Source organism: Veillonella parvula, assembly GCF_024461875.1.
Taxonomy (GTDB): domain Bacteria; phylum Bacillota; class Negativicutes; order Veillonellales; family Veillonellaceae; genus Veillonella; species Veillonella parvula_I.
Genome location: NZ_JANGAL010000003.1, coordinates 42,221 through 65,418 on the forward strand (window position 1 = coordinate 42,221; position 23,198 = coordinate 65,418).

The 23,198-nt window shown below is 35.9% G+C and carries 18 protein-coding genes and 1 CRISPR repeat array; of the genes, 16 read left to right on the plus strand and 2 right to left on the minus strand.

The genetic code is table 11. The features are described 5' to 3' along the window. Positions 1-8 precede the first annotated feature (8 nt). The 9 genes from NE668_RS06055 (at position 9) to NE668_RS06095 (ending at position 14,514) form a co-directional block, all read left to right on the plus strand. Complete coding sequence (locus tag NE668_RS06055; protein ID WP_227037220.1) at positions 9-578, plus strand: hypothetical protein; 570 nt, start codon at positions 9-11, stop codon at positions 576-578. A 1,096-nt stretch (positions 579-1,674) separates the two neighbouring features. Next, entirely contained in the window at positions 1,675-2,895 is a 1,221-nt protein-coding gene (locus tag NE668_RS06060; protein WP_038125637.1) for a hypothetical protein, read from the plus strand. Positions 2,896-2,930: 35 nt separating this feature from the next. Then, the gene (locus NE668_RS06065) at positions 2,931-3,506 is read left to right on the plus strand and encodes a hypothetical protein (RefSeq protein ID WP_004694483.1); all 576 of its coding nucleotides are present in this window, start codon (positions 2,931-2,933) and stop codon (positions 3,504-3,506) included. A 419-nt stretch (positions 3,507-3,925) separates the two neighbouring features. Beyond that, a complete protein-coding gene (cas9, locus tag NE668_RS06070; protein WP_227037221.1) occupies positions 3,926-8,113 on the plus strand; it encodes a type II CRISPR RNA-guided endonuclease Cas9 in 4,188 nt (1,395 codons plus the stop codon). Between the two features lie 28 nt (positions 8,114-8,141). Then, a complete protein-coding gene (gene cas1 / locus NE668_RS06075; RefSeq protein WP_123138222.1) occupies positions 8,142-9,017 on the plus strand; it encodes a type II CRISPR-associated endonuclease Cas1 in 876 nt (291 codons plus the stop codon). Positions 9,018-9,021: 4 nt separating this feature from the next. Next, complete coding sequence (gene cas2 / locus NE668_RS06080) at positions 9,022-9,327, plus strand: CRISPR-associated endonuclease Cas2 (RefSeq protein WP_024061233.1); 306 nt, start codon at positions 9,022-9,024, stop codon at positions 9,325-9,327. Continuing rightward, on the plus strand, positions 9,324-9,998 hold the full coding sequence (csn2, locus tag NE668_RS06085; protein WP_024061234.1) for a type II-A CRISPR-associated protein Csn2: 675 nt from the start codon (positions 9,324-9,326) through the stop codon (positions 9,996-9,998). Before cas2 ends, csn2 begins: the two co-directional genes overlap by 4 nt. A gap of 64 nt (positions 9,999-10,062) precedes the next feature. Beyond that, a CRISPR array of direct repeats spans positions 10,063-11,617; the repeat unit is 36 nt; unit sequence GTTTGAGAGTAGTGTAATTCTGTAAACCTCTAAAAC. Positions 11,618-12,257: 640 nt separating this feature from the next. Further along, entirely contained in the window at positions 12,258-13,517 is a 1,260-nt protein-coding gene (locus NE668_RS06090) for a hypothetical protein (RefSeq protein ID WP_227037223.1), read from the plus strand. Between the two features lie 460 nt (positions 13,518-13,977). Continuing rightward, the gene (locus NE668_RS06095; protein ID WP_024061238.1) at positions 13,978-14,514 is read left to right on the plus strand and encodes a flavin reductase; all 537 of its coding nucleotides are present in this window, start codon (positions 13,978-13,980) and stop codon (positions 14,512-14,514) included. A 205-nt stretch (positions 14,515-14,719) separates the two neighbouring features. Here NE668_RS06095 and NE668_RS06100 read toward each other — a convergent pair whose 3' ends face one another. Continuing rightward, complete coding sequence (locus NE668_RS06100; RefSeq protein ID WP_227037224.1) at positions 14,720-16,054, minus strand: hypothetical protein; 1,335 nt, start codon at positions 16,052-16,054, stop codon at positions 14,720-14,722. 298 nt (positions 16,055-16,352) lie between these two features. On the opposite strand from NE668_RS06100, the gene NE668_RS06105 reads away from it, so the two are divergent. The 7 genes from NE668_RS06105 (at position 16,353) to NE668_RS06135 (ending at position 21,610) form a co-directional block, all read left to right on the plus strand. Beyond that, positions 16,353-16,601 (plus strand): hypothetical protein, encoded by a 249-nt coding sequence (locus tag NE668_RS06105; protein WP_256196221.1) that lies wholly within the window; start codon positions 16,353-16,355, stop codon positions 16,599-16,601. 376 nt (positions 16,602-16,977) lie between these two features. Further along, positions 16,978-17,421, plus strand: a complete 444-nt coding sequence (locus NE668_RS06110) for a hypothetical protein (protein WP_174892421.1) — start codon at positions 16,978-16,980, stop codon at positions 17,419-17,421. After that, entirely contained in the window at positions 17,421-18,020 is a 600-nt protein-coding gene (locus tag NE668_RS06115; RefSeq protein WP_227037227.1) for a DNA-3-methyladenine glycosylase I, read from the plus strand. The genes NE668_RS06110 and NE668_RS06115 overlap by 1 nt, the downstream gene beginning before the upstream one ends. Before the next feature lie 452 nt (positions 18,021-18,472). Beyond that, on the plus strand, positions 18,473-19,189 hold the full coding sequence (locus NE668_RS06120) for a DUF554 domain-containing protein (protein WP_227037228.1): 717 nt from the start codon (positions 18,473-18,475) through the stop codon (positions 19,187-19,189). 402 nt (positions 19,190-19,591) lie between these two features. Continuing rightward, positions 19,592-19,912 carry a HigA family addiction module antitoxin gene (locus tag NE668_RS06125; protein WP_004694508.1) on the plus strand — a complete coding sequence of 107 codons (321 nt, stop codon included), beginning with the start codon at positions 19,592-19,594 and terminating at the stop codon, positions 19,910-19,912. A gap of 86 nt (positions 19,913-19,998) precedes the next feature. Next, positions 19,999-20,352: a Spx/MgsR family RNA polymerase-binding regulatory protein gene (locus NE668_RS06130; RefSeq protein ID WP_004694510.1), complete on the plus strand. Its 354-nt coding sequence runs from the start codon at positions 19,999-20,001 to the stop codon at positions 20,350-20,352. Between the two features lie 484 nt (positions 20,353-20,836). Beyond that, on the plus strand, positions 20,837-21,610 hold the full coding sequence (locus tag NE668_RS06135; RefSeq protein WP_077707822.1) for a hypothetical protein: 774 nt from the start codon (positions 20,837-20,839) through the stop codon (positions 21,608-21,610). A gap of 108 nt (positions 21,611-21,718) precedes the next feature. Here the strand turns inward: NE668_RS06135 and pgtP are convergent, their stop codons facing one another. Then, positions 21,719-23,041, minus strand: a complete 1,323-nt coding sequence (gene pgtP / locus NE668_RS06140) for a phosphoglycerate transporter protein PgtP (protein ID WP_012864979.1) — start codon at positions 23,039-23,041, stop codon at positions 21,719-21,721. Positions 23,042-23,198: the final 157 nt, after the last annotated feature.

The window sequence follows — 23,198 nt, forward strand, 5'->3', positions numbered from 1 at the left end:
GGTGGATGATGAAACGCATATATTTACTTTCACTATGGTTACTAAGCTGCCTCGTGTTGCCAATGCAAATCCAAGCCGTATCACAAGCTGACTTATTAAACGCAGAACGATTTGAACACATCGATTCGAGTGCTGACTCTGGAAGAGGAGATGGAAAATATTTGGATCTTTCATCTGTTAAGTCTGTAACGGCGCCGAATGGCCATCGTCGTATTGAAGCCGTCATTTATGTTTCCATGCCTGCTGCGAATATGATTCAAGGACTTTCAGTACAATACGATTACCAAATGGATCGTTCTTTGTGCCATTTGATTAATGATCATGATAGAAGTTTAAAACAAGGTGATAAGACCCCATATATCTCTATTTGGCGTGCAAAGCAAGGAAGTTCAGGAATTACAGGGACCGTTAATGATGGCGGTACCTATTACAATAATGGACAAATTCGCCAACAACGTATATATGCAGAAAATCTAAAAGCTATGATTCTACCTGCTGAATTTGGTGATGAAAAATATAAATTGCCTAATTTGATCTATAAAAAGATCTTTGGACTATCTTATGATGATGAGTTGTAATATTTATGTATGGCACTAGAGTGGTTAAAACAGTGAATAAACATAGATTAAAGATAAAACTTGTTTTTGGACTCCTAATAAAGCTTGTACTTTTACTTATTTGGGGAATCTCTATTTGGGCTTTCTATACATTGCTCTATGATCGATATGTATTAGAAGCATATCCATTAAGGGATTATTTGCCAGTATTGATATTTACCTTTGGGAATATTTGGGTTTTACCGTGGCTTATTTTGTGGCATGAGAAACTATATCCAGCGTTTGATAAACCAAAAATTTATTATAGAGTGAAAGCTTGGTACTTTTCTTTGAAAGACCAATCTTTAGTGGGGACATTTATCTTTTATAGTATAGATTTTGTTATAAAGCTAGGGATATTAATGTATGGCACTATTATTGTTTTAGCTATTGTTATTTTTGTGTTTCTTACCTGGCTCCGATTCTGATTATTATTGGACTGATATTTCATTAGCTTTTGAAAGCTCCTAAATACGCATATTAGATTTCTGATATATTTTTAACTTATTTACATAATGTAAAAGCCAAGCTATTCATAGTTAGGAATAACTTGGCTTTTATTAGTTTATTCGTATATTTTTATAATATAATGCTTATTGTATCGCATATTAGTTCGTTCTATAATAGACTTAGGATAGTTAGGCGAGGTTGGGCCTCTCTTCGTTTTTGAAGGGAGGGTTGCTTATGAGTGGTTATAAAATCATTATGATTATCCTTGGGATTTTATCAGTCATGATATCCTTTGGAGCACTTGTGGCGCTTATTTGTCTAGAAATAGCAAAATAGCCCTTCGTTTCTTCGGAAATTAGATAAAACGAAAAGGCCATTTCTACATGTTATTTGTTTGTGAGATGAGCCTGACGTCACTACTCGTCTGACTATCTACTTATATTATAGGGATAAAGGGATATATCGTCAAATGGAGATAAACCTTATATATACCAATTATAGATATATCATACATATACTAAATTATAAAATTATTAATAATAGGCACAGCCTTGTTTACATAGTATACTTATGCTAATAAGGTTGTGCTTATTTATGTTGTAATGTGAGAGAAAAAAGAGAGGGTTTTATGTTACGTAAAAGTTTGATTATCATGGCTGTACTAGCTGCTTTCACCATGAATGTAAGCGCTGTACAGATAGAAGTGCCAGCAGGACAGCCACCTATACCAGGAGCAGATGCGAATATCCCTGCCAATGCCTATGAAAACTATCGGGCCGGTAGCTTGAGCAATGTAGGAGCTAGTGATGTTATAAAATTACATTCTGAATCTAAAAAACGCATGGACATGTATGTAACTGACTGGGGACTAACACGAGATGAAGTCAATCAGATAGCAAGCGATTCGGAGAAGTTGATGGACTTACTTGTTAATGAGTCTGCAGTTGTGTTGTTGCATGATGAGCGTAATAACATTCGGGCATCTGTTCCTGGACTACTATTAGCAAGTAAGTATTACCCAAAACGCAGTGATGGTGAACGTTTATCTATTGTAAGAGAGAATTCCATATTTTTTGCGATTGGTACAAAACAGAATTATGATGATGCATTAGGCAAATTAAAATCAGAGCGAAAAGGGGAGTTTACATATCCGGGTATCACACATGGTAAATGGGCTATTGAAACTGAGTCTTTCGGTGAGAATACGCCTGCTATGGTTGCTGTAGTTGGTTTATTTAATCAACCGAATCAAGAATATATGGTAGGTCTTAGCTACAAAAATCAGCCTGTTACCGGCAAGCTCGAGCATGTTATGAGTAATTATGTAATTCCGTCGATTCGATCGTTAGATGACATGGATCATTATAGTGAAAGTATTCAATGGGATAATTTCACATATCGTATTCCTAAAGGGCTCAAACTAATAGCACAGAAATCGTTAAAGGACTCTGCCGAAATGAGAGACTATCGTGGATCAGGTATCCGACTTATTGTAGCTAAGAAACCTGTAAAAGTAGATGATAAATATATCTATTCATTTATTGACGAGATTTCGGAAATAAAGCCAGAAAGTCAAATCATAGGTGATGCACCTATTCAATCAGCATCTGTTTGGAATAATGGCGTTCCTAGTCTTTTAGTAGATAACTATCAACCAGGAAAAACGTCTTTAATGCATCGATTCTTACGTGATGACAAGAATGTATATATAATGAGCTTAGTTTATATTGATGGGGCTACGCCATATTCTCATATTCAGCTGCGTAATACGGTAGAATATTCTGATTTTGCAAATGTTGAGACACTGCGGAATAAAGTAATCCGTATGCAAAGTAAAGATAAAATGTAATTCAGTTGTTTATAAGATCGTTCAGGAGAGAGAACATGAAAAGAAAATACATGATTACGGGGCTTGTTATCGGCCTGCAATTGGTAAGTGGTTATAGTTATGTGACAGATGCAAGTTGGTTGAGCAAAACGTGGGATCGCCTTGAAACAAATGCAGCGAAACAGTCTTACGATTGGCCGAAAGCTGAGCAGTATACTCATTATGCGGGAGGACAACTTGTAGGTGCTAACTTACCAGACGAGGATATGATGGTTCTTGGTGTTTCATTAGGTAATACCTTTGATAGTGTGAAAGCAAGTTTGGGGCAGCCTACTAAAGAAACTAGTAGAGGACTCACCTATGGTGGTGTTACCTTTGGGAGTTTTAAAATGGATGGTGTAGAGTCAGTTGTTACCTATATGATGATCGAGAATCGTGATGCCACAACACATAGAGGCATTGCCGTAGGCGACTCCATGCGAAAAGTCCTTAATGTATACGGTAGACCTGATTTAGTAGACTCTAATAATCGATGGTTTTATGGGAAATATCGCTATCGTACGGATATGATGCATGGCATACAATTTGAACAAAAAGGCGATAAAGTAAGTAAAATTATGATTTATAGATAATTATATTAGAATAAAAGAGACGAAAAAGCCGAGCTACGTTAAATTTTGAGTAGCTCGGCTTTACTTATAAACATAACTATTTATTAACTTTTATGTACTCGATTATGAGTATAATTATAAGATTTATGAAAAACATATGAATTAATTTATTGTTTTATGCTAAAATGAAGTTAATTATACGGTGTTTGGCGACTTATAGATTATATATCACGTTTAAATAGTAAATTTTGGCAATAAAAAACTCAATTCCGAAGAATTGAGAGTAGGTGCCCTACGTCGGGCAGCCCGAAGGCATTGTAAATTAATTTGTATTTGAACTCGTAATGTAATTCTGTAAACCTCCAAAACTAGTTGGATTAATTATAGTATAGTTAAGCATTTGATGAATGTCAATTATTAATTTCCAAAGGAGAGGACTTATGGAAACGCAAGCATCGAACCAACTTATTTCAAGTCATTTGAAAGGATATCCAATTAAAGATTATTTTGTGGGGTTAGATATTGGTACAAGCTCAGTGGGCTGGGCAGTAACCAATAAGGCCTATGAGTTGCTGAAATTTCGATCTCATAAAATGTGGGGAAGTCGTTTGTTTGATGAGGGAGAATCCGCTGTAGCACGTCGTGGATTCCGGTCCATGCGTCGTCGTTTGGAACGTCGTAAATTACGCTTAAAACTATTAGAAGAATTGTTTGCTGATGCTATGGCACAGGTGGATCCTACATTCTTTATGCGCCTTCGTGAAAGTAAGTACCACTATGAGGATAAAACGACCGGTCATAGTTCAAAACATATTTTGTTTATCGATAAAAACTATAATGATCAAGATTATTTTAAAGAGTATCCTACTGTTTATCATTTGCGTTCAGAATTGATGAAATCTGGTACTGATGATATTCGCAAACTATTTTTAGCTGTACATCATATTTTAAAATATCGTGGTAACTTCCTTTATGAAGGGGCTACATTTGACTCTAATGCTTCAACGCTTGATGATGTTATTAAACAAGCTTTAGAAAATATTACATTTAATTGCTTTGATTGTAATTCTGCTATTAGCTCTATAGGGCAAATCCTTATGGAGGCTGGAAAAACAAAATCTGACAAAGCAAAGGCCATAGAACGTCTTGTTGATACATATATAATTACTGATGAAGTGGATATTTCTGGTAAAACTCAAAAAGAACAGGTCAAGGAGGATAAAAAAAGACTTAAATCATTTGCTAATTTGGTGTTAGGTTTATCTGCAAGTCTTACTGACTTATTCGGCTCTGTAGAGGATTTAGATGAAGATCTTAAAAAGTTACAAATTATAGGAGATACATATGATGAGAGACGTGATGACCTAGCTAAAGTTTGGGGGGACGAGATTCATATTATTGATGATTGTAAATCTGTATATGATGCTATTATCCTAATGTCTATTAAAGAACCTGGCCTTACTATTTCTGAATCTAAGGTAAAAGCTTTCAACAAGCATAAAGATGATTTAGCTATATTGAAATCTTTACTAAAGTCGGATAGAAGCATTTACAATACAATGTTCAAAGTTGATGAAAAAGGTCTACACAACTATGTGCATTATATTAAACAAGGTCGTACTGAGGAAACTAGTTGTAACCGTGAAGATTTTTATAAATACACTAAGAAAATAGTAGAAGGACTATCTGATTCTAAGGATAAAGAATATATTCTTAGTGAAATTGAATTACAAACGTTATTGCCATTACAGCGGATTAAAGATAATGGTGTTATTCCATATCAATTACATTTGGAAGAGCTTAAAACTATTCTTGATACATGTAAATCTAAATTCCCATTCTTAAATGTAGTGGCAGATGGTTATTCTGTAGCAGATAAACTCATTAAAATGCTAGAGTTTCGCATTCCGTATTACGTAGGGCCTTTAAATACTCATCATAATGTAGATAACGGTGGTTTTGCTTGGGCGGTTCGTAAAGCGTCTGGACGAGTAACTCCGTGGAATTTTGATGATAAAATTGATCGGGAGAAATCAGCAGCAGCTTTTATCAAAAACCTTACTAATAAATGCACCTACCTTTTGGGTGAGGATGTGCTGCCCAAATCATCACTTTTGTATAGTAAGTTTATGTTGCTTAACGAACTTAATAATGTACGTATTGATGGTAAACCATTAGAGACAAAGGTAAAAGCGCATCTTATTAAGGCCGTATTTAAGCAAGACCATAAAAAAATGACCAAAAATCGGATAGAGCAGTTTTTAAAAGATAATGGTTATATTTCAAAAACTCATAAACATGAGATTACAGGTCTTGATGGAGAAATTAAAAATGATTTAGCCTCTTATCGTGATATGGTTCGTATTCTTGGGACTAATTTTGATGTATCTATGGCTGAAGACATTATTGCGGATATAACTATCTTTGGTGAAAGTAAGAAAATGTTGCGAGAAACATTGCGTAATAAATTTTCTTCGCGCCTTGATGATGAAGCTATCAAAAAATTGTCAAAATTAAGATATCGAGATTGGGGCCGTCTTTCTAAGAAATTACTAAATGGTATCGATGGTTGTGATAAGATTGGAGACGGTACTTCTGTAACCATTATAGAAGCAATGCGTGATTTTAGCTATAACTTAATGGAACTATTAGGCGATAAATTTTCCTTTATGGAACGTATTCAAGAAATAAATGCTAAATTAACAGAAGATCAAATCGTGAACCCTCATGATATTATCGATGATTTAGCGCTTTCACCTGCTGTTAAACGTGCGGTATGGCAAGCATTGCGCATCGTTGATGAGGTTGTACATATTAAAAAAGCTTTACCGGCTCGTATCTTTGTAGAAGTAACACGGTCAAATAAAGCGGAGAAAAAGAAAAAAGATTCCCGCCAAAAACGATTATCAGATTTATATGCAGCGATAAAAAAAGATGATGCATTATTAAGCGGACTTACGAACGAAGAGTTTGGAGGGCTAAAATCAGGACTAGCTAAATATGATGATGCGGCGTTAAGAAGTAAAAAGCTTTATTTATACTACACTCAAATGGGCCGCTGTGCTTATACTGGTGAAGTTATAGATTTAAGTCAGTTAAATACAGATAACTATGATATTGATCATATTTATCCTCGTAGCCTTACCAAGGATGATAGTTTTGATAACTTAGTGTTATGTAAACGAACTGCAAATGCTCAAAAATCAGATACATATCCAATTAGTAAAGAAATTCAAAAGGCACAAAAGGCATTCTGGATATTCTTAAAACAACAAGGTCTTATTAGTGAACGGAAATATGAGCGTCTTACTCGCATTACACCACTTACAGCTGATGATTTAAGTGGCTTTATTGCTCGTCAACTAGTAGAAACTAATCAATCTGTTAAGGCTGCTACAACATTGTTGCGTCGTCTTTACCCGGATATTGATGTAGTCTTTGTAAAAGCTGAGAATGTAACGGATTTCCGCCATGATAATAACTTTATTAAGGTCCGCTCATTAAACCATCATCATCACGCTAAAGATGCATATTTAAATATCGTAGTAGGTAATGTGTACCATGAGAAATTTACACGTAACTTCCGTGCATTTTTCAAAAAGAATGGGGCTAATCGCACATATAATCTGGCGAAGATGTTCAACTATGACGTCAAATGTACTAATGCTAAAGCTTGGGATGTAAAAACAAGCATGGATACAGTTAACAAAATGATGACTAGTAATGATGTTCGTGTTACGAAACGATTGCTAGAACAATCTGGTGCCTTAGCTGATGCAACTGTATATAAAGCCACTGTCGCAGCGAAGGCTAAAGATGGCGCTTATATTGGAATGAAAACAAAATCCAGCGTATTTGCAGATGTAACTAAATATGGTGGCATGACAAAAATTAAGAATGCCTATTCTATTATTGTTCAATATATTGGTAAAAAGGGAGAAGTTGTTAAAGAGATTGTGCCACTACCGATTTATTTAACAAATCGAAATATAACAGATCAAGATTTGATTGATTATGTAGCCTCTATCACTCCACAAGCGAAAGATATCTCTATTATTTATAGAAAGCTATGTATTAATCAACTTGTTAAGGTTAATGGGTTCTATTACTATTTGGGCGGGAAGACTAATAGTAAATTCTGTATTGATAATGCGATTCAAGTCATTGTTTCAAATGAATGGATTCCATACCTCAAAGTGCTTGAGAAGTTTAATAATATGAGAAAAGATAATAAGGATTTGAAGGCAAATGTTGTATCAACAAGAGCTCTTGATAATAAGCATACGATAGAGGTTAGAATCGTAGAAGAGAAAAATATAGAGTTCTTTGATTACTTGGTAAGTAAACTTAAAATGCCTATATATCAAAAGATGAAAGGGAATAAAGCAGATGAATTATCAGAAAAGGGATATGGTTTATTTAAAAAAATGTCTTTAGAAGAACAGAGTATTCATTTGATAGAGCTTTTAAACTTATTAACAAATCAAAAAACTACTTTTGAAGTTAAGCCTTTAGGAATAACAGCATCTAGATCAACTGTGGGGAGTAAAATAAGTAATCAAGATGAATTTAAAGTTATCAATGAATCCATTACAGGATTATATTCTAATGAAGTAACTATAGTTTAAAACGAATGTGTTAGTATTAGGGGTTATTATGAGTTGGCGTACGGTAGTCATAAGTAGTCGTTCTAAGTTAGATTTTAAAATGAATTACATGATTATTCGCAAAGACTTTGAGACGACTAAGGTATATATTGATGAAATATATATGCTGATTGTTGAATCTACGGCGGTGAGTCTCACCGCCGTACTACTAAACGAGTTGATTAAGAAAAAAGTGGCTATTGTGTTTTGTGATGAGAAACGGAATCCAGCCAGTGAGCTTCTTCCGTTACATGGTAGTCACAATAGTAGTAAACGATGTTTTGAACAGGCTGAATGGTCTAAAGAGTTGAAAGCTTCTATATGGACAGAAATTGTACGACGTAAGATTATGAATCAAGCAGAGCTATTACAGCATCAGGAGTTAGTTGAAGCAGATTTACTATACCAATATCTTGATGAGTTGACTCTAAATGATGAAACTCAACGTGAGGGGCATGCTGCAAAAGTATATTTTAATGCTTTGTTTGGAAAATCATTTTCTCGTGAACAGGATAATGCTATTAATGCAGCACTGAATTATGGATATGCGATATTGCTTTCTGCGGTAAATCGAGAGATTTTATCGTTAGGTTATATTACTCAGCTAGGTCTTAATCATTGTAATCAATTTAATCCGTATAATTTAGGTTCTGATTTGATGGAACCGTTGAGAGGCTTTGTTGATGCGGTTGTTATCAAGTCGATACCTACAGAATTTAATCGAGATGTTAAATTGTCACTTATAGAATTACTATCTGAAGATGTAAAAATTAATGATACTATTCAGACATTTAGTGTTGCTATTCGCATTTACTGTAAAAGTGTATTTGATGCATTGCGGAATCAAGATGCTTCAGAGATTAGGTTTATAGAATATGAGCTATAGATTTATGAGAATACTAGTGATGTTTGATCTACCGACGTCGACTTCGGAAGATAGAAAAGAATATAGGAATTTTAGAAAGTATTTAATTGTATCAGGATTCCTCATGTTACAAGAATCTGTGTACTCAAAATTAGTTCTTAATACAACTAGTGCCAACATTATAATGGACCATGTACGTAAAAATAAGCCACCTAGTGGTAGCTTGTTTATGTTAACTGTTACAGAAAAACAGTTTTCAAGAATGGAGATTGTAGTAGGAGATAAGCAAAGTGAGGTTATAGACTCAACGGAGAGGGTGCTCGTGATATGAAATTAATGTATCAAGATTCTATATTGGACTTTGAGATATTTCATGATAAGGTAACCGTTATATCTTTTGAAGATTGTAAAGCTTTTCGACATATGGTTACAGAGCTCGATATACAGTGTGATGGTGGTGAAGGGCCTTGGATCTTAAACGATAATAATAAAGCTTTTAGTATAGATAAGTATAGCCATATGATACTTAATCCATTATATGTAGATGTAAATAGTAAAACTTTATTAACTAAATTACAAAACCAACTATCTAAAGACGCTTTATTGATGACTGAAGAGGTAGCGGATATTGTAAATCGACTTCATGCCTTTTACTATTCTTTAGAATTTGGATATCCTTTATCAATCCAACATAAACTTGAAATTGGTACTGCTGAACTTATTAAGTTAGGTAGCTTTAACTTTGAGTTTAATCGTACAGGGGATATTATGGATTTCATGTCCTACATAGAAGTGGTTGATACATTATTATCTCCCATGGTATATATTATGGTAAATCTAGATTTAGTTTTAAATGATGATGAGATTAATGCATTTTATCACAACATGTTGAGTAGACAATTACGATTAGTTTGTTTAACGACAGGATCTTTTGTTAAAGAAAATCTTGATAAAAGTCTTATTAATGGGTATATTTTAGATAATGATTTTTGTGTTATTTAAGGAGTATACAGAATTACACCTGGTGGTAGCCCGAGTTACTCTTGAGCCTCAAATTTAATTTGGGGTTTGAGAGTAGTGTAATTCTGTAAACCTCTAAAACTTCTATGATGAATTAGAATATAAAGCCTGTGTTTGAGAGTAGTGTAATTCTGTAAACCTCTAAAACTATTGTCTTTTAATTCTTCCATGTCTAAAGAGTTTGAGAGTAGTGTAATTCTGTAAACCTCTAAAACTCACATATTGGATTAAGTATTAACGATGTAGTTTGAGAGTAGTGTAATTCTGTAAACCTCTAAAACATAAAAAAGAGGTGAGATCGTGGCAGCTAAGTTTGAGAGTAGTGTAATTCTGTAAACCTCTAAAACTTTCTTTCTTTTCCAATGTCTCTAGAATGTGTTTGAGAGTAGTGTAATTCTGTAAACCTCTAAAACGATATTTTGTGCGAATTCACCCGGACTATCGTTTGAGAGTAGTGTAATTCTGTAAACCTCTAAAACCACCCCCTTTTCTATTTGATATACTTGCGAGTTTGAGAGTAGTGTAATTCTGTAAACCTCTAAAACTAAAGTAGAGGTGATGCAATGCTAAAAGCAGTTTGAGAGTAGTGTAATTCTGTAAACCTCTAAAACATCACTCTTATTCACATAATGTACATCGCTGTTTGAGAGTAGTGTAATTCTGTAAACCTCTAAAACCTGCCGTTGTGGCTCTTACACCAACACCTTGTTTGAGAGTAGTGTAATTCTGTAAACCTCTAAAACCATCTGTTCACGTTCATGAAATGTGCCACGGTTTGAGAGTAGTGTAATTCTGTAAACCTCTAAAACAAACTTTGGAGTGAACACCTTGTATGGTTCGTTTGAGAGTAGTGTAATTCTGTAAACCTCTAAAACCGCCATATCCTTTTTGTAACCATACATGGAGTTTGAGAGTAGTGTAATTCTGTAAACCTCTAAAACTGGAACATATGTGAAATGTCCACAGTCCTTGTTTGAGAGTAGTGTAATTCTGTAAACCTCTAAAACGAACTTGATGCGGTTAAGGCAAGATTATCTGTTTGAGAGTAGTGTAATTCTGTAAACCTCTAAAACTAATAGGTTCTTTTCAATCTGCAGTCTTTGGTTTGAGAGTAGTGTAATTCTGTAAACCTCTAAAACGTTGGCTTCATCAGATACATAACCACTAATGTTTGAGAGTAGTGTAATTCTGTAAACCTCTAAAACGCTGTATATCATTCATATTGTTATTTCCCCGTTTGAGAGTAGTGTAATTCTGTAAACCTCTAAAACCCCTTATCATACTGATATCCGACTGCATTCGTTTGAGAGTAGTGTAATTCTGTAAACCTCTAAAACTCATTAATGAGGAATAAGCTCAAATCTGTAGTTTGAGAGTAGTGTAATTCTGTAAACCTCTAAAACTCCGTAGAAGTGCTGAAAGGGCTGCCTGATGTTTGAGAGTAGTGTAATTCTGTAAACCTCTAAAACTGAAATAATTAGACACCCTTTACCTAACGCGTTTGAGAGTAGTGTAATTCTGTAAACCTCTAAAATGCGATTGGGATTATGCAAAACTAGCAGAGGGTTTGAGAGTAGTGTGATTCTGTAAACCTCTAAAACGAGCAAATTAGATCCTTCTTTAAAGATTTGGTTTGAGAGTAATGTAATTAGAATTTAGTAGATTATAAATTTGTGAAATGACATAAAAAGCCGAGCTACCTTGTTTTAGTAGCTCGGCTTTATTTGTTAATTTATATATTTATATAATATGATGCTTATTGTATCGTATATTAGTTCGCTCTATAATAGATTTAGGATAGTTAGACGAGGTTGGGACTCTCTTCGTTTTTGAAGGGAGGGATAAGTCTATGAGCGATTATGAAATAATCATGCTCCTGTTACAAGTAATGGCTATTGTTATTGCTTTTGGGGCTTTAATAGCACTTATTTGCCTTACAAGAAGCAAATAGCCCTCCGTTGCCTAGTGTAACTAGATAACTGAAAGGCCATTTCCTAATGTTTTACTGATTTAGAGATGAGCCTGACGGCACTACTCGTCTGACTATCTACCTATATTATAGGGATAAAGATTTATATCGTCAAATTGAGATAAACCTTATAAATATCAATATAGGTAAATCCTATATACTAAATTATAAAATTATAAAATTATTAATCATAGGCACAGCCTTATCTGCATAGTATACTTATGTTAACAAGGTTGTGCTTATTTATTTTATAAAAATTGAGAGAGGGTACTATGTTACGTAAAAGTGTAATTATGATGGCACTAGCAACTGCTTTCACCATAAATGTAAGTGCTGTACAGATTGAAGTGCCAGCCGGACAGCCACCTATGCCTGGGGCGGATGCGAGTATTCCTGCTAATGCGTATGAAGATTATCGACATATTAATAAGGTGGCGGAGCAAGAGGTAGAGTCATATATTCAATTTGTAGAATCGAAGTCTGTAAATCCGGCATCGAAACTGGATAAGTTATATCGAGAACGGTCTGGTTTTGTTAAGGCTTCGGAGCTTGCAGATTATTCGCAGTCTACAGTTGTGTTGCTTCATGAAGGGGATAAGAATATCAGATTATCCGTACCAAATGTTAGCTTACGGGGTGATGTTGTAGAGTCTCCATCCGGAAAACAAGGGCCCTTGTTTGCTGTTCGAAGCCTTAGTGCGTTTTTAGTTGTCGGTCCACCGCATGCTAAAGAGCTTAATAAATATTCTGAAAGTAAAGGAAAATATATGTATCCAGGATTACGGAACACATCTTGGAAGCTCATGTCAAATAATGCCCATGTAATGTATACGGAATTTACACCAAATGATACAAATACATCTTATGGCATTACCTATGGCGGTTGGGTAAATACAGAGGATCCATATCAAGATAAAGCGCCTGAAGTGGTGATGAGTAATTATATTATTCCATCTATCGAATCATTATCTGGATTAGATGCTTATACTAATATTGAGCATTGGGGTAATTTTAACTATCGTATTCCTAAAACGGCTAAGCTCATCAGTGAAACTGTGGAAGACGAGACATATGATGTAAGAACCTATGAGGATACAGGATTTAAAATGCGGGTAATACGTAGCTTAATCAAGAAAGAAAAGCCAGATGTAACGATTATTAAGATCCCAACATTTTATTTTTTACATAAATATAATGATTTAGACACACCTACACAGTATGCAGTAGTATGGAACAATGGGATTGCAGGCTCTTTAGTTGATTCCTATAAGCCTAATAGTGAATCCTATCTTCGTCATGTTGTGAGAGATTCTGTATACGTTTACAGTTATCGTATTAATTATGATGAAAGTAAAACATCTTATACACATAAACAACTGAGAGATATGATCGAATATGTGGGCTTTGATGATGCGGCAAGATTACGAAAAGAGCCACAATGGCGAGAAGAAGGGTCTTATAAGGAGAAACTTGAAGAGAGCCCAGTATTTATACCGTGGTATATGGAATGGATTAATATATTAACTCAATAAGAAATGTAGTTTTAAAGTTTTTATGGTGTAAGCGATTACCGCCAGCTTTTAATTCATAGAATTAGCTCGGCTTTTATTATTGTATTCATATATTTGTATAATATAATACTTATTGTATCGTATATTAGTTCGCTATATAATAAGCATAGGATAGTTAGACGAGGTTGGGCCTCTCTTCGTCATCGAAGGGAGGGATAAGCCTATGAGTGATTATGAAATAATCATGCTCTTATTACAGGTGATAACTGTGGTTATTGCTTTTGGAGCTTTAATAGCGCTTATTTGTCTCACAAAAGACAAATAGCCCTTCGTTATCTTAGATGATTCGATAACTGAAAGGCCATTTCTCAAGCTTTTTTGTTTTCAGAGATGAGCCTGACGGTATGACTCGTCTGACTATCTACCTATATTATAGGGGTAAAGATTTATATCGTCAAATTGAGATAAACTGGAGGTTCTTATGAAAGCATTTGAAACAAAGGATTATAAAGCTTTTACCATGTTTGAGAATCGTTGGGCTCTTGTTACGGCTGGAATGCTTGATGATTTTAATACATGTACGGTTAGTTGGGGCAGTATGGGCAACATATGGGGCCCTAATGGTGGCGATATATCCACTGTGACGGTGTACATCCATCCAGCGCGTTACACTCAAGAGTTTATGGCTAAATATGATACTTTTACAGTTAGTTTCTTCCCTGAAAGCTATCACAAGGCTCTTGGTTATTTAGGTTCTCATTCTGGCCGCGACGAAAATAAGGTGGCAAATTCTGGCCTAACACCAGTTGTGGCAGGCGATGGGGTAACTTTCAAAGAAGCAGAGTTAACTTTTGTATGTAAAAAGCTATATGAACACCAATTCGATGAAGCCTATTTGGCAGAAAAGGTAAAAGATTATTACGCATCTAATCCTGCTGTATATACACAAGCTGGGCATGATCGTTGGGAACCACATTATATGTACATTGGCGAAGTAGTTGACGCCATAGAGGACTAGTCTGTCCACATAACAAATGAAGACATACATACAATTCTTTGGGATACCGTGAATGCTGCATCTTAACTAAGTATATTTTAGTTTTCTAGTACTAAAAAAGTCGAGCTTCTATCGTTTAGTTGCTCGACTTTTGTTAGTTAATTTATATATTTGTATAATATAATGCTTATGAAAGCTATTTTATAATGGTGTTGATATAAATCGTCTATGCTTCTGGAAATAGAACGTGTTCTTGCATTTTAAAACTAGGATTATTGGTAGAGTCAAAGAACTCAATCATATTTCGTAATTTTTGAACCTCTTTAGCATGTAAAAAACTTGGATAAAAGATGATATAGGTAAAGCTATAGGTCCCATCATAGGAGTTAAAGGTTAGGATGTGATCATCCTTATTAGGTTCATAGCTGTGTATGGATAGACCAGGGATGTTATTGTTCCATACAACTGAGTAATTGATATAGTCTGATGCTGATGGATGGTAACGGTAAATATCCCAGAACGTATTTAAATCAGTTTTAAAATTGTAATGACCGTTTATAACAAGTTCGTGCGCATATGGGTTTCTAGGAACATTGTCAGTAGAAACAAAGAATGTTATATCTCCTTTTTTGTAGTATCTAATATCTTGGTGTTCAGAGCCCTTACTTTCACCTTCGTATATGGCGTCTTTTGGTACGCGGTATTGTACACCGTTTAAGCTTTCTATGCGTGAATATTGATTTAATTCATTTAGGTTTTGTACAGAGGGAAGCACATAATTAGCCAATAATTTATCTGTAGGAACCTTGTTCAGGACGGGGTTGTTATCATAATAGACAAATCCTGCGTGATATAAGGGATGACGCATGTTATAGCCCTTAAATTTAAAATTGATCGTGTCGATGGTGAGCGTTGTTTTTTTACCGTTTTTAAAGTGTGGCATCTTCATGCTATCCCAAGTGCTGTAGGTAACAGTAGGATATGAAAATACAGTGCCCTTTATATCAGAAATCTGTTTGGAGGACTTTCGTTTCGCATTGTCTTGCAAGAAATTACGGACGTCTTTGTCTGTTAGCTTTTCATAAGCTATTTTGGTGTTGCGCCAGTCGTAATCTTTAAAATCTGCGTAGTCAATTTCTAAATTGAGACTTCCATTATTGGTTAACACTCGATAGTCCTCAATGGTTCGACTTGGATTTTGGTAACGTCCTATATGATAATCACTTTTTATGCCCGCTACTGGGAATGAAAGGCGAATTTGGTTGTATTGATCATGAACGGAAATGACCGTATTATGGTAATTTTGACCGCGATATGTAGAGGCTGCTTTAGTATACTCAATTTCGTTTTTATTAATACCGTTAGCCTTGTCCGTTAACTTTAATGTTTTCACATAGTTTGCTACATCCTTTTCAATATCAGGGTTCGTGGTTTGGTAATTTATGTAGGCATCCTTGGAAAACTTAGAATCTGCACCAGGAATATTAACATCGATGGCTCCTATTGGGGATAATATAGTGCTCATGATGAAAGCACACGCTAATAGTGGTAGTTTAGTCATGGTGGTATCTCCCGTTTACATTTCTATATTTATTAGTATTGTAGTAATCCGTAGGTTATGTCATTAAGTATAATTATATAACTAAATGAATATATTTTTAAGTGACATGGAAACGTGTTTTGTTTACATTCTACTACTCCCTATGGGGCATGAGTGCTTTTTTTATAGGTATTGTAGCGTTAGGTTCTGATTTCAGTGTGATTATGTTAATATTAGGTCTATAGGTTATTTGTAGTTTGAGAGGTTAGGAGAGAAACGTGATGAGCTCACTTATGGGGGCATCAAATTTGGACATTCTTTGATGCAAGATAGTCGTCCTATCGTATGGTATATGATTGTCAGCAATCGTGATGCCGTGACTGCCCGTGGCATTGCTGTTGGCGATTCCTTGAAAAAAGTGATGGACATCTATGGCCGTCCTGATTTTATAGACTTTAATAATCGATGGTTCTATGGATATCTACGCTATAACAGTGACAATATTGTAGGTATATTTTTCGAGCACAATGGCAGCAAGGTGACGAAAATTATTATTAGTGACAACTAAACTGCTTTTATTAGTGAAAGTCTTAATACATACATGCAGCCCTTTATCTATTAAAATGGATAAAGGGCTTTTTAGAGTGATAAAATAGAGCGGATGGCTTATATAGTGACTTCTTTTGTTAATCAGTACTATAAATAGTGTAAATTGATAAAATTTTTATAAAATATAATCCCACAAGAACTGCAAAATCTGATATAATATTAATATGAAAATTGATGTATGTAAGGACTAAAAAATGGTGTGTATGAAGTGATTTTCTAACCTAGAAAATCGCTATGTCCTTGGTATTCAGTCGATATAATCGGAATGTCGTATATATGAAATGACTACGCAAATGCGTAGTTTTTATTATTTTTTGTTTGGTGTAGGTAGTCCCATGAGTGTAGTGAAGCCCTTATTATGGCTATTAGAACCGTATATCGTATACAAAGCCTATTTGTGGGGGGCCCGTTTCATGGCACAACCCTTCACGTGGGAAGGCGAATTAGATTGGTTTGCTTTTATGCTAACCCTATTGCTCGTCATTGATGTGGTGGCGTTGCCCTTGGTGATCTTCTATTGCCCTGGTTTGAATCCTGGGGTACGTGTTCCAGACTGGATTCGCCGTTTAGGAACGCCTATTTACACCGTCCATAATTGGCTTGATAGTAAAGTAGGTGGCGACACATCTACACCGATTGTATGGCTTCGTAAAGCTTTGCATTCCTTGCTTTTATTCATTTATTATTTAGTGCCATTTTATGTGGGGGGGCATCTCGTAATGGGCCTCGTAGTAGCGCTCATGTATGACGTCCTCGTCTGGGCGCATGGAGGTGTGTGATGACGACTTGTGAATGGCCGACGACGCCTTTATATCAGGATTACCACGATTACGAGTGGGGCCGACCAATTCATGATGACCAACATCAATTTGAACATCTTTGTCTTGAAAGTCTCCAATGTGGTCTCAGTTGGCTTACGATTTTGAATAAACGAAACATCATTCGAGAATGCTTTGATCATTTTGATATTGATGCGGTGGCTGCTTATGGTGAAAGCGATATTAAACGCATCATGCAGACGAAGGGGATGCTTAAGCATCGTCCTAAAATTGAAGCTATTATCAATAATGCTGCTGCTTTTAAACGTATTCAATCTGAATTTGGTTCGTTTTGTAACTATATTTGGGGATTTACCAATCATAAAACGATTATTTATGAAAATCATCCAGAAGGTCATTTTCCTACAAAGAATGGTTTATCTACGCGGATTAGTAAAGACTTAAAGCAGCGGGGCTTTAAGTTTGTAGGTCCTGTTACGATTTATTCGCATCTACAAGCTAGTGGCCTCATCAATGATCACGGTAAAGACTGCCCTTGCTTTAAGGAGATTAATAAAACAGCAGATATCGTACGGTTACCTGTAGACGATGAAGCATAAGGGAGATAAGTATAAATTAGTTAACAATAGTTTTTGTGCATACTTGTGTTTACATAATTGAATTTGTTGTTATGTGGAATTGGGTGTACACTAAAGTCGATGAGGCGATAGCGACTCATCTCATGTCGGCCCGCTTTATATATAAACACATATACTCTCTCTCTCCTAAGCGGGTCTATCATTAGTTCTCTCTCAACGCTATAAACTATACAGAGCCTCTATCTTTATTGGATAGAGGCTTTTTGCTGTATATAATGCTATAAGAGGAGCAATGCTGTAGTATGGAGACCTATAGTAGCATTAATCAGGCTATATGTATGGGCCTAAAAAAAACTTTAATTAATCCATTTTCAACTATATATTTTATACCATATAAATTGATTTGTTTCGATATAGTTGTTATACTGAAGTAAATTGATAGTGTTACTTTCACAATTAAAGAAGGGAAATATATGATTGGTTTGGGAACGGCCATTAATGTTGGCCTCATTATAGCTGGCAGCCTATGTGGCCTCGCGTTTGGTCGCTTTATGAAAGAAAATTTAAAGCAAACGCTCATGATTGTGAGCGGTATTATCGTGCTTCTCCTCGGTATGAGCGGGGCCATGCAGTATATGCTCGTCATTGTCAATAGATCTCTACAAACAACGGGCCCTCTATTGATGATTATTAGCATGGTTGTAGGTGCCGTTATTGGCGAAATTATCGACCTTAATCATTGGATTACTGTATTTGGTGACTGGGTGAAAGCTCGCACTGGCAATGCGGGTGATCCAAAGTTTACGCACGCCTTTATCACGGCATCTTTGACGTTTACCGTAGGTGCTATGGGTGTACTTGGTTCCATTCAAGATGGCCTTACTGGAAATTATCAGACATTACTTTTAAAAGGCATCCTCGACGGCATCATCGTTATGGTTATGGTATCCTCTATGGGGAAAGGGGCGCTGTTCTCCTTTATTCCAGTAGGTATTACGCAATGGCTCATTACGGCTATGGCACATATTGCGGCGCCGTTGATGACACCTAGTGCTATCGATAATTTATCCTATGTCGGATCTATTCTAATTTTCTGCGTTGGTATCGACCTCATCTGGCCTGGTAAAGTACGTATTGCAAACCTTCTGCCAGCCATCTTCGTGGCAATGGGACTTACATTTTTGCTATAACTAGTATTATAAATAATACATAGATTTTTATAAGAGACCTATATTCTCTCAACCTTTAATATGTATTTTATACATGATACGGTCGAGGATGTAGGTTTTTTTACTTTTTAAAATTAATTTAGTTGAAGTGGGAATTAATGATAGTTTTAATTCAATTATAACGATAGGGTAAATTGATTACATTCCGAAATAGGTGGCCAATAGAGTCATCGCGAGTGTAGGATTTAGATAATGTTTTATAGAATCTTTTTACCAAAATTGTTTGTAGAATAATTTTAATTTTATGTATAGTTATTATTCAAGTATATGTTATTGAATTATACCTGTTAAACAGGTATAATCAAAGGAGAGATTCTATGATTATCGGATTTGTAGATTATCATTAATAGAGAGGAAATTAATATGGAAAAGTTTATTCCTACACCTACCATTAGTGAAATATTAAAAGAAGAGTTTATGGATCCATTAGGACTATCTGCATATCGATTGGCTAAGGATATACATGTGCCTGTTTCACGGATTCAAGAAATATTGAATGGTACACGATCTATTTCAGCAGATACATCGTTGCGTTTAGCGAAATACTTTGGTGTTTCGGAAGGGTATTTCTTGCGTTTACAGATGGATGTTGATTTGCGTACAGCAAAACTTAGTGAAGGGATGGATGAAGTATTATCCTCTATTACACATTGTGCTTCATTAGAACCCGTAGACTGTCAATAAGAGATTGATAGTTTTCGATGTGTTTGGTACAATTATCTTAAATTAGTAAGTTGTTACAACATTGAATATTGATATAAGGAGAACCTATGTTATTCGTTGAATATCCTAAATGCACAACATGCAAAAAAGCAAAGAAATTCTTAGATGATCACAAAATTAAGTACACAGATCGTGACATCAAGTCCGAAAATCCTACAGCAGAGGAAATCGCTGCTTGGTATCCACAATCTGGCAAGGATTTGAAAGCATTCTTTAATACTTCTGGTATGATTTACCGTGAACAACAATTAAAGGATAAATTGCCGAACCTTAGTGAAGAAGAAAAACTAGCTTTATTAGCATCTAATGGCATGCTTGTAAAACGTCCTATCTTGGTTCTTGAAGACAAAGTACTCGTTGGATTTAAAGAAGCAGAATGGGTTGAGGCGTTGAAGCTCTAATTTCATATTAGTTAACCGAAAGAACAGGTCCCTAAAAGCCTCCATAGCGAGCTAAGTCGTTTTTAGGGACCTGTTCTTTCTACTTTTTTAATAAAGAAATTAGAGCTCACAACTAGGACCTATTAAAATAGCCTACAAAGCGAGCTAAGTCGTTTTTAGAGATAGGTCCGTTCCTTTTTTATACAATATGAAATTAGAGTAACAACTGGGGCTCTCATTTATCAAAAATTTTGATTTGTATATAACTTATATATTTTGTATAATATTTACACAATAGATATACCCCTATGGGTACTATAAAAATTTAGAATAGAAACAAAAGGTACTTCAGATCGGTAGTTGATTACTATTAGGTTAATATTAGTACGATATTAACACAAGATTAGTGTCATATTGCATGGGTGTACCTTACTATTTAATAAATTGTTTTGTATTTTATTTCCGGATTAAGTAAGGCCGGTATCTCATTTATAGAGAGGTCTATATGAAGTTTTTACAGTCTTTATCAGCGCAGGTTTCTCTGCGTACGCAGGGGGCTATTTTGGCACTCGGCTTGTTATTTATTATATTAGATGCGCTTACGGAGCCTATGAACCCAGCTATTGATTTGGCGTGGGTAACGGTCATCATTTGTGGCTTGCCATTGCTCATTAACAGCGTGCAAAGTATTTTGGATCATTTAGAGATTCATGCTAATTTTCTCATCGTGATAGCCATGGTGGCGCTTATTGCGATTGGAGATTACCATACGGCGGCTTATGTAGGACTCATCGTACATGGTGGCTTTTTCTTAGAGCAGCTTATTACGGGTGACGTACATTATACATTGGATGATGATATGTTGCCGACCATGCCTACACAGCTTGTAGCCTTGCGTCAGGGCATTAACAATTATTCATCTGTTATTGTTGTGGCTGTTATGTTGCTTTCCATGGGTTCCTATGCATTGACGCAGAACTTTATGCATACCATTACATTGCTAGTTATCCTTTGCCCATGCTCTTTGGAACTCGTTCTTGTGGCACTCATGATGGGTTCTCTCGTAGATGAAAACTCTCCAACAGCGGGGCTTTCAAAAGAGGCAAAACAATGCCATTTGGGCCTACTTATCGTGTCCATAATGTTCCACGTTGCCATCATCGGTGCTGGTGTGTTAGGATCTATCAATCCAGTAACAGCTGCTGCATTACATGGCTTGGCTCGACTTGGTCTCGTGTATAATTTGAAAGTATTAAACGGTTCCTTGTGCGTCGCATAAATAATTAAACTCCCCTAGTAATCATAAGTATTACTAGGGGAGTTTTGTATATACAACAGTGAGTTGTACAGTACGTATTTATACATTACGTATTATACAGTACGTATTCTATTGTTGTCCTTTGTCTCCAAGGGTGAGGAGTAGGAATACGATGGATAGGATACATGCACCAACGAGGGCAATGAAACCACCATCCCAACCGTAGAGGTCAACCATGAGACCCATGAAAGCACCAGCACCGGCAGAACCGATGAGGTAACCAAGAAGGCCTGTAAGGCCAGTAGCTCCACCTGTTGCTACGCGTGGCACCATATCTGCTGCTTGAAGGCCAATCATCATAACAGGACCGTAGATGAGGAAGCCGATAGCGATGAGTGCTAAGTTATCGATGAGAATATTGCCTGCAGGGTTAAACCAGTACACGAGAATCGCCAAGATAACGAATAGCATGAAGCAAATTGTAGCTGGAGCACGACGGCCGCGGAATACGCGGTCACTCAAGTAACCACTTACGAGCATGCCTGGAATACCAGCCCATTCGTATAAGAAGTAAGCCCAACGGGAACCTTCTTTTGTGAAGCCTTTCACAGCGGTTAAATAGGTCGGTGCCCAGCTAACTACGCCGTAACGGATGAAGTATACAAAAATGTTTGCAATCGCAAGATACCATAAGTATTTATTATGCAAAATATATTTGTAGAAGATTTCTTTGAAAGTACTTTTTTCTTCATTTGCTGTATGTGTATGAACTACTTCATGTTTGTATTCTTCGATAGGCGGTAAGCCACAAGATTGAGGCGTATCTTTCAACAATACAAAGGTAATAATCGCTAACACGATAGAGATAAGGGCAGGGAAGAAAAAGATACTATGCCATGTACCGAATAGGTAGATGCCAAGCGTAGCAAGAGGAGCGATAATGCCGCCACCTAGGTTGTGGGACACGTTCCACCAAGACCACCAAGCACCGCGTTCGGAACGGGAGAACCAAGTTACCATGTTTTTCGCATATGGAGGGTAGCCCATACCTTGGAACCAACCGTTTAATAAGGCAAGAACACACATGATAGGAATACTGCTCATAACACCTGGTAAGGTGCCGAATAATAACATAACTAAAGCACTAAGCAATAGACCTACTGTGGAGAAGTATTTTGGGTTAGAGCGGTCAGACGCATTACCCATAACAAATTTACTTACGCCGTAAGCTACGGATAAGATGGTCATAACTATACCAAGATCCGCTTTGGTGTAGCCGTACTCAGCAATCATGTACGGAACAGCTAAACTAAAGTTTTGACGGATCAAATAGAATGTAGCATAACCAATAAATGTACCTGCAAAGACTTCGCGACGAAGACGTTTGTAGGTGGAATCGATTTGCGCCTCAGGTAAACGTTCAATATGAGGAGCAGGAGAGAAAATCGACATCGTTACACATCCTTTCTACAACATGTCATTTGTAATAATACCATGTTGGGTATGTAGTCGACTATACTTAATTTTCTATTATAATAAATAGTTATTAGGAAACTGCATTATGGATAGCATTGATTAGGGTGAAATAGTATTGAATAGATTGAGAATC

Excerpts from the sequence above, each read along its gene's own strand:
- NE668_RS06055 (WP_227037220.1), top strand. The coding sequence starts at position 9 with ATGAAACGCATATATTTACTTTCACTATGGTTACTAAGCTGCCTCGTG.
- NE668_RS06060 (WP_038125637.1), top strand. The coding sequence starts at position 1,675 with ATGTTACGTAAAAGTTTGATTATCATGGCTGTACTAGCTGCTTTCACC.
- NE668_RS06065 (WP_004694483.1), top strand. The coding sequence starts at position 2,931 with ATGAAAAGAAAATACATGATTACGGGGCTTGTTATCGGCCTGCAATTG.
- cas9 (WP_227037221.1), top strand. The coding sequence starts at position 3,926 with ATGGAAACGCAAGCATCGAACCAACTTATTTCAAGTCATTTGAAAGGA.
- cas1 (WP_123138222.1), top strand. The coding sequence starts at position 8,142 with ATGAGTTGGCGTACGGTAGTCATAAGTAGTCGTTCTAAGTTAGATTTT.
- cas2 (WP_024061233.1), top strand. The coding sequence starts at position 9,022 with ATGAGAATACTAGTGATGTTTGATCTACCGACGTCGACTTCGGAAGAT.
- csn2 (WP_024061234.1), top strand. The coding sequence starts at position 9,324 with ATGAAATTAATGTATCAAGATTCTATATTGGACTTTGAGATATTTCAT.
- NE668_RS06090 (WP_227037223.1), top strand. The coding sequence starts at position 12,258 with ATGTTACGTAAAAGTGTAATTATGATGGCACTAGCAACTGCTTTCACC.
- NE668_RS06095 (WP_024061238.1), top strand. The coding sequence starts at position 13,978 with ATGAAAGCATTTGAAACAAAGGATTATAAAGCTTTTACCATGTTTGAG.
- NE668_RS06100 (WP_227037224.1), bottom strand. The coding sequence starts at position 16,054 with ATGACTAAACTACCACTATTAGCGTGTGCTTTCATCATGAGCACTATA.
- NE668_RS06110 (WP_174892421.1), top strand. The coding sequence starts at position 16,978 with ATGAGTGTAGTGAAGCCCTTATTATGGCTATTAGAACCGTATATCGTA.
- NE668_RS06115 (WP_227037227.1), top strand. The coding sequence starts at position 17,421 with ATGACGACTTGTGAATGGCCGACGACGCCTTTATATCAGGATTACCAC.
- NE668_RS06120 (WP_227037228.1), top strand. The coding sequence starts at position 18,473 with ATGATTGGTTTGGGAACGGCCATTAATGTTGGCCTCATTATAGCTGGC.
- NE668_RS06125 (WP_004694508.1), top strand. The coding sequence starts at position 19,592 with ATGGAAAAGTTTATTCCTACACCTACCATTAGTGAAATATTAAAAGAA.
- NE668_RS06130 (WP_004694510.1), top strand. The coding sequence starts at position 19,999 with ATGTTATTCGTTGAATATCCTAAATGCACAACATGCAAAAAAGCAAAG.
- NE668_RS06135 (WP_077707822.1), top strand. The coding sequence starts at position 20,837 with ATGAAGTTTTTACAGTCTTTATCAGCGCAGGTTTCTCTGCGTACGCAG.
- pgtP (WP_012864979.1), bottom strand. The coding sequence starts at position 23,041 with ATGTCGATTTTCTCTCCTGCTCCTCATATTGAACGTTTACCTGAGGCG.